Annotated in this window: 7 protein-coding genes; all 7 read left to right on the top strand. The window is 66.4% G+C overall.

The annotated features are described in order from the left end of the window. Window positions 1-260, top strand: a 260-nt coding sequence (locus QRN22_RS25070) for an aldehyde dehydrogenase family protein (protein ID WP_285403624.1), incomplete at its 5' end; no start/stop codon positions are given. A 257-nt stretch (window positions 261-517) separates the two neighbouring features. After that, a complete protein-coding gene (gene gabT / locus QRN22_RS25065) occupies window positions 518-1,798 on the top strand; it encodes a 4-aminobutyrate--2-oxoglutarate transaminase (protein ID WP_042554202.1) in 1,281 nt (426 codons plus the stop codon). Between the two features lie 128 nt (window positions 1,799-1,926). Next, window positions 1,927-3,141, top strand: coding sequence for an HDOD domain-containing protein (locus QRN22_RS25060; protein ID WP_042554203.1), 1,215 nt, complete (start codon window positions 1,927-1,929; stop codon window positions 3,139-3,141). A 192-nt stretch (window positions 3,142-3,333) separates the two neighbouring features. Further along, window positions 3,334-4,410, top strand: coding sequence for an FAD-dependent oxidoreductase (locus tag QRN22_RS25055; protein WP_042554204.1), 1,077 nt, complete (start codon window positions 3,334-3,336; stop codon window positions 4,408-4,410). Between the two features lie 176 nt (window positions 4,411-4,586). Then, the gene (locus QRN22_RS25050) at window positions 4,587-6,164 is read left to right on the top strand and encodes a methyl-accepting chemotaxis protein (RefSeq protein ID WP_502945156.1); all 1,578 of its coding nucleotides are present in this window, start codon (window positions 4,587-4,589) and stop codon (window positions 6,162-6,164) included. A 334-nt stretch (window positions 6,165-6,498) separates the two neighbouring features. Continuing rightward, on the top strand, window positions 6,499-7,863 hold the full coding sequence (locus QRN22_RS25045) for a glutamine synthetase family protein (protein ID WP_042554206.1): 1,365 nt from the start codon (window positions 6,499-6,501) through the stop codon (window positions 7,861-7,863). 54 nt (window positions 7,864-7,917) lie between these two features. After that, window positions 7,918-9,219 (top strand): NAD(P)/FAD-dependent oxidoreductase, encoded by a 1,302-nt coding sequence (locus QRN22_RS25040; RefSeq protein ID WP_042554207.1) that lies wholly within the window; start codon window positions 7,918-7,920, stop codon window positions 9,217-9,219. Window positions 9,220-9,654 lie beyond the last annotated feature (435 nt).

Raw genomic sequence — 9,654 nt, 5'->3', positions numbered from 1 at the left:
TCAAGGACGAAGCCGAAGTGATCGCCATGGCCAACGACACCGAGTTCGGTCTGGCTTCCTACTTCTACGCCCGTGACCTGAGCCGCGTGTTCCGTGTGGCCGAGGCGCTGGAATACGGTATGGTCGGCATCAACACCGGCCTGATTTCCAACGAAGTGGCGCCGTTCGGCGGCATCAAGGCCTCGGGCCTGGGCCGTGAAGGTTCCAAGTACGGCATCGAGGATTATCTGGAAATCAAGTACCTCTGCCTGAGCATCTAGGTAGTCGCTACTGCGCTTCGGTGATGCTGCGTTGGCGGGGCCGGGAAAAATGCTCATTGGCAACAGCCAACTCCGCTTTTTCCCGACCCCGCCGCCTTGCCTGACCTTCGCTCGCTACGCTCCGATAGTGCGTGAAAGCAAAAATAGTCCCTGTGATCGGGGCGAGTGTTGCAGTCGATCATCGTATGCTGCGACGGCGCTGACCCGGTCATTTCATCCTTGAACCACACCGACGATGAGCGGTGAATGAGGAAGCCATGAGCAAGACCAACGAATCCCTGCTGCAACGCCGCCAAGCCGCCGTACCGCGTGGCGTCGGCCAGATCCACCCGATCGTCGCCGAGCGCGCCGAGAACGCCACCGTGTGGGACGTCGAAGGCCGTGAGTACATTGACTTCGCCGGCGGTATCGCCGTACTGAACACTGGCCACCTGCACCCGAAAGTGGTCGCCGCCGTTCAGGAGCAACTGACCAAGCTGACCCACACCTGCTTCCAGGTGCTGGCGTACGAACCCTACATCGAGCTGTGCGAAGAAATCGCCAAGCGCGTACCGGGCGACTTCGCCAAGAAGACCCTGCTGGTCACCTCGGGCTCCGAAGCCGTCGAGAACGCCGTGAAGATCGCCCGTGCCGCTACCGGCCGTGCTGGCGTGATCGCCTTCACCGGCGCCTACCACGGCCGCACCATGATGACCCTGTCGCTGACCGGCAAGGTGGCGCCGTACTCCGCGGGCATGGGCCTGATGCCTGCCGGTGTGTACCGCGCCATCGCGCCGTGCGAGCTGCATGGCGTCAGCGAAGACGAGTCCATCGCCAGCATCGAGCGCATCTTCAAGAACGATGCCCAGCCTCAGGACATCGCCGCGATCATCATCGAGCCGGTGCAGGGCGAAGGTGGCTTCTACGTCAACTCGCCAGCCTTCATGCAGCGTCTGCGCGCCCTGTGCGACCAGCACGGCATTCTGCTGATCGCTGACGAAGTGCAGACCGGCGCTGGCCGTACCGGTACTTTCTTCGCCACCGAGCAACTGGGCGTCGTGCCGGACCTGACCACCTTCGCCAAATCCGTCGGCGGCGGCTTCCCGATCTCCGGCGTCAGCGGCAAGGCCGAGATCATGGACAAGATCGCTCCCGGTGGCCTGGGCGGCACCTATGCCGGTAGCCCGATCGCCTGCGCCGCGGCCCTGGCCGTGCTGAAGGTGTTCGACGAAGAGAAGCTGCTGGATCGTTCCAACGCCGTGGGCGAGAAGCTCAAGGCCGGCCTGCGCGACATCGCCGCCAAGCACAAGGTGATCGGTGACGTACGTGGCCTGGGTTCGATGATCGCCATCGAGCTGTTCGAAGGCGGCGACCACAGCAAACCGGCTGCCGAGCTGACGGGCAAGATCGTCGCCAAGGCGCGCGACAAGGGCCTGATCCTGTTGTCGTGCGGCACCTACTACAACGTGGTGCGCTTCCTGATGCCGGTCACCATCCCGGACGCCCAGCTGGAAAAAGGCATCGCCATCGTTGCTGAGTGCTTCGACGAACTGGCTTAAGCCACGCCGTTGAAAAGGACCCGCTTCGGCGGGTCTTTTTTTGCCTGCGTTTCCCTGTCGGGCTGCGGCAGAGCGCTCGCTGACCTGTCTATACTGAGCCTCTTACACCTATGTGAAGAGGTTCATGGATGTCTGCAGCGGCCAGCGCACCGGAAGTTCTCATCGCCGATACCGATCCGTGGACGGCCGATCTGCTCGAGCAACTGGTGCTCGACGTGCGCTGCGACGCCGTGGTGATCCGTGTCAGCGATGGCCAGGCGGCCATGGCACGCTGCAAGCGACGTTTGCCGGAACTGGTGATCGCCGACAGCGAGCTGCCGGGTGTCGATGGCCTGGAGTTGCTGCGCCAGTTGCGCCGCCACCCGCGTACTCCGGCGTTGCCGTTCATCCTCATCAGCGGCCGCCTGGATGCCAACAGCGTGCGCGCCGCCAAGCCGCTGGCGCCCACCGCCTATCTGGCCAAACCCTTCAACGCCGAAGCACTGCGCCAGCGCCTGGCCGGTCTGTTGCTCAACGAGGGCGAGGAGCTGCTGTGCCCGATTCGGCCGCTGCTGGTGAACCGCCTCGAAGATTACCTGGACGCCATGCGCGAAGAAGGGCAGGGCGCGCCGCTGCTGGCCTCGGTGCGTGACTCGGTCAGCCAGTACCTGAACAGCAGCGAGCCGAGCCTGCGTGAGCTGGAGCAGGTGTTCACCCGTGACCCGCAGATCACCGCCTGCCTGATCGCCGCCGCCAACAGTGCCGCTCACCACAATGGCTCCCCCTGCCAGACCCTGGCCCAGGCCCTGCCGCGCCTGGGGGTGGCACGCACTCTGAATCTGGTGCTGGGGCTTTCCGTGCAGCGCAACGCCCGGCTCAGCGACCCGCGCCTGGCCGAGCAGGGCGTGCGCACCTGGGCCGCCGCCCAGCGCAGTGCCGAGGTCGCTCACTGGCTGGCCTGCGAACTGTCGCTGGATGCCGAGCTCTGCTACACCGCCGGCCTGTTGCACAACATCGGCGAGCTGGCACTGTTGCGCTGCATGCAGGACTGGCAGGACGCTGGCGGCAGCCTCAGTGATGAGGAAATCGAACAGGCCATCCGCCTGCGCGCCGCCAGTTTCGGCTCGGCGCTGCGTATCCGCTGGCGCCTGCCGTTCGGGCTGCGCGAGCTGGTGGCGGCCTATTACAGCCTCAACAGTGGGGTGTTCTCCCGCGAAGCGCTGGTACTCAACCTCGCCGGGCAGGTGGTCGCGCTCGATGCGTCGCAAAGCCCCAGCGAGCTGCGCGAGGCCCGCTGCGTGCGCCTGTTGCGCCTCGACCCCGGGGTGCTGGAGCGGCTGCCTGCCCAGGCATCCGCCGCATGATTTCGGCATAAATCGCGCTGTAAAAATGTGTCGAAAGCCTGCCCCAAGCGTCTCTTCTCTTGCTCGAAACGGCTCGCTGCCGCCATGCTCGGGGAGCGCCGGATCATTCCGGGCGCGTTTCGGTCAAAGCTCGCTCTGCTTTTCGCAGCGCGGCTTGTCGCTCTGCTCAGGCTCACAAGGATATCGGTGTAGATGACTGACTACGATCTGTTGCTGGTAGGCGCAGGCCCGGCCCATCTCGGGGTTCTGCGGCGCTGGGCGCTGATCGAGCGGCCGGTGGGTCGCATCGCCCTGGTGGCCAGCGCCGCGCACACCTGGTACGCCGGCATGTTGCCGGGGCTGGTAGCGGGGCGTTACAGCGCCGAGGACTGCCAGATCGGCCTGGCCGCGCTGTGCCAGGCTGCCCAGGTCGAACTGATCGTCGCGCCGGTGGCTGCTCTGGATGCCGCCACGCGGCAACTTAGCCTGGGCGATGGCCGCGTGCTGCAGGGCAACTGGCTGTCGCTGAATGCCGGCGACCGGGTCGCCTGTCCGCCCCGTGAAGGCGACGCGATGGATGTGCTGGCGGTGAAGCCGGTGGACAGCTTCATCGCTGGCTGGCAGGCCTGGCAGCGCGAGCCTCAGCCTCTGGCGATTCTCGGTGGCGGCGTGGCCGGGGTGGAAATGGCCCTGGCACTGGCCGATCAGGTACCGCAGCTGGCGCTGTTCTGCGGCGAGCCGCTGCTGGCTGGCCACTGTGCCGGGTTGCGGATGCGTGCCTGGGGCCATCTGCGCATGCGCCGGGTGCAGGTGCGCGAGCATTGCCCGATCAGCCGCATCGACGGTGATTGCCTGATCAGCGGCGACGCGGCGGTGTGGCGTGGCGGTCGGCTGCTGCTGGCCAGCGGCGCCCAGGCATTCCCGTGGATCGCCGACAGCGGCCTGAGCTGCGATGGCGATGGTTTCGTGCACACCGCGCCGACCCTGCAGAGCCATTCCCATCCGCAGATTTTCGCCGTGGGTGATTGCGCCAACCTGCCTGGCGTGCGCAAGAGCGGCCTGTATTCCATGCGCCAGGTGCCGGTGCTGGCCGCCAACCTGAGCGCGGCACTGCGTGGCGGGCCGCTGCGCGACTTCAAGACCAGCGGCCAGCGCCCGCTGCTGCTGGCCAGTGGCGATGGCGGTGCCTTGTTCGGCTGGCGTCAGTGGAGCGCCGGCGGGCAGTTCTACGGGCGCTGCAAGGACTACTTCGACCGCGCCTTCGTCAAGCGTCACAGCCTCAAGCGCTGATCGGCACTCTCCCGGAAGTCGACCCTCTGCTACCAAAGTGCCATAGCCCGGCGCATGATGAGATGGTCAACTCGGCCAGGCGGCTGCCGCGCCTCTACAGATACGCCCTGCGCTGCCGATGAGCTGAAACAAGGCTCGGCGCTTGCTGCGCCCGATATCCCGGCACCATAAAAACAATGAGGTTCGCCATGGGTTCTGGTTTTACGCATGACCGGCTGGCATTGGCCCTGCATGTGCTCGGCCTGCTCGCGTTGCTGGTGGTCTGGCAACAAGTGCACCTGCCGACCTATCTTGGCGTCATCGCGCTGTTGTCGCTGGCCCTGTGGCCGTGGCTCGGGCCCTGGCGCAAGGTTGCTGCGCCGCCTGTCGACGCCGCGCCGGCGGCCTCGCTGGATGAGCTGAGCCAGAGCCTGTCGCAGCACACCTGCCATAACGCCCTGTCGGCCGCCCAGGTGGCCTTCACCGTGCAGCAACTGGCCGGCAAGCTGCAGTCGCAACTGGCGGCGGTCGAACAGATCGGCGAAGGTGCCCACGCCGTGACCCGCACCGAGCAGAGCAACGCCGAGCGCGCCGGCCAGACCCTCGGTGCGGCGCAGACCGTGCGCACCAGCAGCGCCACCGGCCAGGCCGAGCTGCAGCAGGCGATCAGCCGCATGCAGCAGCTCAGCGCCCAGGCCGCCGCCAGCCGCGAGCTGATCGATGGCCTCGGGGCGCGTACCGAGCAGATCGAGCAGGTCACCCAGGTGATCCAATCCATCGCCAGCCAGACCAACCTGCTGGCGCTCAACGCCGCCATCGAGGCCGCCCGCGCCGGTGAACAGGGCCGCGGCTTCGCGGTGGTCGCCGACGAGGTGCGTAGCCTGGCCGGGCGTACCGCCACCGCCACGGGAGAAGTCGGGCAGATGGTCGCCGATATCCGTCAGCAGAGTTCGGCGGTGGTCAACCATATCCAGCGTCAGGCCGAAGAGCTGGAAGCGGCCGCCCGACAGATCGAATTCACCGGCGAGCAACTGCGCGGCATCGCCGACCTGGCGGCCGATGTCGACACTCAGGTGGCGCAGATCAGCGCCGGCACGGCGAGCAACCACGAACACCTGGCCGAGCTGCTGGTGGCGGTCGAGCAACTGCGCGGCGACGTGCGCAGCAGCGAGGACCAGACCCGACAACTGGGCAAGGCTGCCGAACAACTGGTCGGCCAGGCGGAAAGCGTCAGCGAACAGCTGGCCAGCGTCGGCCTGGACAGCTATCACCAGCGCATCTACGACCTCGCCCTGGAAGGCGCCGCCGCGATCGGTCGGCAGTTCGAGGCGGATATCCAGGCCGGGCGTATCAGCCTGGCGGATCTGTTCGACCGTCAGTACCAGCCGATTCAGGGCAGCTTCCCGGCCAAGTTCCGCACGCGCTTTGACAGCCATGCCGATCAGGTGCTGCCCGCCATCCAGGAGCCGCTGCTCAAGCGCCACGAAGGCCTGGTGTTCGCCATCGCCACCACGCCGGAAGGCTACGTGCCGACCCACAACGAGGCGTTCAATCATCCGCCCACCGGTGACCGCGCCGTGGATACCGTGAAAAGCCGCAGCAAACGGATGTTCAACTACCGCACCGGCATCCGCTGCGGCAGCCACAAACAGCGCCTGTTGTTGCAGACCTACATGCGCGATACCGGCGAACTGATGCACGACCTGTCGGTGCCGATCCATGTGCAGGGCAAGCATTGGGGAGGCCTGCGACTGGGCTATAAACCCGAGCCGTGACAGGTCATTGTTTAGCCGCTGGCTATCTGAAGGTGCGGTAATAACAATTTAACCTGACTATGGCGGCGTGCGAGCCTCGCTGGCATGTCTATCCCGGTCTGCACCTTTGCCCCAGCCATCGCCCTGCCAGCCCTGCGCTCGCGGGGCCGGGCGCCCGAACCCACGGGGCTGCCGCAAACCCTCGCCTTCTGGGCACTCTGGCATTGTCGCCACGCCCGCCCGCCGGATGTTCTTCTGGTCTTCTGATGACACCCATGGCCGCCTGTGCGGCCGAGAAGTCGATCCGGGCCCACTGTCCGCCGTGACGGTCGCCCGTGGCCCATGAGAAGCCATCATGCAATTCGCGCCCTTGCAGGACGCCGAGGATTTCCTCGCGCAGAACCCCGATATCGAGCTGTTCGAATTGTTCATCATCGACGCCAACGGCGTGCCGCGCGGCAAGCTGTTGCACCGTGACGAACTGCTCGCCGTTTACCGCAGCGGCCGACCGCTGCCGAGCACCATCCTTGGTCTGAGCATCAACGGTGATGACGTCGAGGATTCCGGGCTGGTCTGGGACGTCGGCGACATCGACTGCCGAGCCTATCCCCTGGCTGGCAGCCTGGTGCGCCTGCCCTGGCGGCTGATCCCCACGGCGGCGGTGCAGGTCAGCATGCACCCGCAGGAAGGCATGCCGGCCAGCATCGCCGACCCGCGCCATGTGCTGGTGCAGGTGATCGAGCGGCTGCAGGCCGAGGGCTTTCACCCGGTGATGGCCTGCGAGCTGGAGTTCTACCTGCTCGATGCCAAGCGCGACGCCCGTGGCCACCCGCAGCCGGCCCTGGATGCCGATGGCGGGCGGCCGCGCAGTACCCAGGTCTATGGCCTGCGCGAGCTGGAGCAGATCGAGCCGTTTCTGGCTGACCTGTACGCCGCGTGCAAGGCCCAGGGCATCCCCGCACGCACGGCGATTTCCGAATACGCGCCGGGGCAGGTGGAGATCACCCTGGAGCATGGCGATGCGTTGCAGGCCATGGATCAGGCGGTGCGCTACAAGCGCCTGGTCAAGGGCGTGGCGCATCGGCATGGCATGCAGGCCTGCTTCATGGCCAAGCCGTTCGATCATCTGGCGGGCACCGGCATGCACATGCACGTCAGCCTGAACGACGCGGCGGGCCGCAACCTGTTCGCCAGTGAGGCACCCGCAGGGACCCCGCTGCTGCGTTACGCGGTGGGCGGCATGCTCGCCAGCCTGCTCGACTCACTCCTGCTGTTCTGCCCCAACGCCAACTCCTATCGGCGCTTCCAGGCCAACAGCTACGCGCCACTGGCGCCGACCTGGGGTGTGGATAACCGCACCGTGAGCCTGCGCGTGCCGGGCGGCCCGGCGTTCACGCGGCATATCGAGCACCGTATCTGTGGCGCCGATGCCAACCCCTATCTGGCCGCTGCGGCGATCCTCGCCGGCATTCACCGTGGCATCCGCGAAGAGCTGGACCCCGGTGAGCCTATCGAGGGCAACGGTTATGCCCAGGCCAAGACCCTGCTGCCCACCGATTGGCTGACCTCGCTGTGCGCGCTGCAGGCCTCGACCTGGGCGCCCGAGGCCCTGGGGGCGGAGTTTCTGCGGGTGTACCTGGCGGTCAAGCGCGAGGAGCAGCGGCGCTTCATGGGGGAAGTCGGCGAGCAGGACTGGCGCTGGTACCTGAATCAGGCGTGAGCTTGCACAACATGATTATCGTGGCGCGCTCAGGCGGGCCGCTAAGGAACGGACATGAAAGACACGACGACGGCAGCCGAGCGCAGCCCGTCCTATTACAGCGCGAGCATCGATCAGGACAGCGACTACCCGAGCGTGCAGGGTGAAGTGCGGGTCGATGTGGCAATCATCGGCGGCGGCTTCACCGGCGTGGCCACGGCGGTCGAACTGGCCGAGCGTGGTTTCAAGGTGGCCGTGGTGGAGGCCAATCGCATCGGTTGGGGCGCCAGCGGCCGCAATGGCGGGCAGGTCACCGGCAGCCTGTCTGGCGACGCCGCCATGGCCAAGCAGATGCGCAAGCGGCTGGGTGGGGAGGTCGACGATTTCATCTGGAACCTGCGTTGGCGCGGCCACGACATCATCGAGCAGCGGGTGCGTCGCTACGGCATCGCCTGTGACCTCAAGCACGGCCACTTGCATGCGGCGATGAAACCCGCCCACCTCGACGAACTGCGTGCCTCCCATGACGAGGCCCTGCGCCGTGGCATGGAGGCCGACGTGACCCTGCTCGATGCCGGTGGCGTGCGCGCCCACCTGGCCAGCGACCTGTACCTTGGCGCGCTGAAGAACACCCGAAACCTGCACCTGCACCCGCTGAACCTGTGTCTGGGCGAAGCGCGGGCGGCCCATAGCCTGGGCGCGCTGATTTTCGAGCACTCGCCGGTGCTGGAGATCGTTCACGGCGCTACGCCGACGCTGGTTACGGCCGAAGGGCGGGTGGTCGCCAATCAGGTGCTGCTGGCCGGCGACGTGTACCACAAGCTGGAGCCTGGAAAGCTCAAGGGCATGATCTTTCCGGCCATGGGCGGCATCGTCACCACCGCGCCGCTGGGCGAGCTGGCGGCGCAGATCAACCCCCAGGACCTGGCCGTTTACGACTGCCGCTTCGTGCTCGACTACTACCGCCTGACTGCCGACGGGCGCCTGCTGTTCGGCGGCGGCGCCAACTACTCCGGGCGCGATTCGCGGGATATCGCGGCCGAGTTGCGGCCCGGTATCGAGCGGACTTTCCCGAGCCTCAAGGGCGTGCCCATCGAGTTCCAGTGGAGCTGCGCCATGGGCATCGTCATGAACCGCATCCCGCAACTGGGCAAGCTGTCGGCCAACGTCTGGTACTGCCAGGGCTACTCCGGCCACGGCATCGCCACCAGCCACGTGATGGGCGAGATCATGGCCGAAGCCATGAGCGGCGAGCTGGCACGTTTCGAGACCTTTGCCGGCTGTTCGCACATCAAGGTGCCGATGGGCGACGTGTTCGGCAACCCGATGCTGGCGCTGGGCATGTGGTACTACCAACTGCTGGAGAAGCTGCGCTAGGCGACCCGGCAAGCGCAGCCCCCTCCGCGGCGGCGAATAGGGGCACACCGCCGTTTTTGCAGGATGGCCGCAATCGTTTCGCCCCGAGGTCGGGGCTCCTACGGGGCTGAGGATTTGCACGATCCTGTAGCCGCGCCCCTGCGGCGAATGGTGGTCATACCGCCGTTTTTGCAGGATGACTGCTATCGCTTCGCCCCGAGGTCGGGGCTCCTACGGGGCTGAGGATTGCACGATCCTGTAGGATCTGCACCCCCGCGGCGAATGGCGGTCATACCGCCGTTTTTGCAGGATGACTGCTATCGCTTCGCCCCGAGGTCGGGGCTCCTACGGGGCTGAGGATTGCACGATCCTGTAGGATCTGCACCCCCGCGGCGAATGGCGGTCATACCGCCGTTTTTGCAGGATGACTGCTATCGCTTCGCCCCGAGGTCGGGG

Origin of the sequence: Pseudomonas sp. MEJ086, from assembly GCF_030209025.1 — a bacterium.
GTDB classification, from domain to species: domain Bacteria; phylum Pseudomonadota; class Gammaproteobacteria; order Pseudomonadales; family Pseudomonadaceae; genus Aquipseudomonas; species Aquipseudomonas fulva_A.
Note: the sequence above shows the minus strand (reverse complement) of the source record. Positions and strands in the feature narration are given on the sequence as shown.

What these genes read in the sequence shown, in the direction of transcription:
- QRN22_RS25050 (WP_502945156.1), top strand. Translation starts at nt 4,587, where the DNA reads ATGAGGTTCGCCATGGGTTCTGGTTTTACGCATGACCGGCTGGCATTG.
- gabT (WP_042554202.1), top strand. Translation starts at nt 518, where the DNA reads ATGAGCAAGACCAACGAATCCCTGCTGCAACGCCGCCAAGCCGCCGTA.
- QRN22_RS25055 (WP_042554204.1), top strand. Translation starts at nt 3,334, where the DNA reads ATGACTGACTACGATCTGTTGCTGGTAGGCGCAGGCCCGGCCCATCTC.
- QRN22_RS25060 (WP_042554203.1), top strand. Translation starts at nt 1,927, where the DNA reads ATGTCTGCAGCGGCCAGCGCACCGGAAGTTCTCATCGCCGATACCGAT.
- QRN22_RS25040 (WP_042554207.1), top strand. Translation starts at nt 7,918, where the DNA reads ATGAAAGACACGACGACGGCAGCCGAGCGCAGCCCGTCCTATTACAGC.
- QRN22_RS25045 (WP_042554206.1), top strand. Translation starts at nt 6,499, where the DNA reads ATGCAATTCGCGCCCTTGCAGGACGCCGAGGATTTCCTCGCGCAGAAC.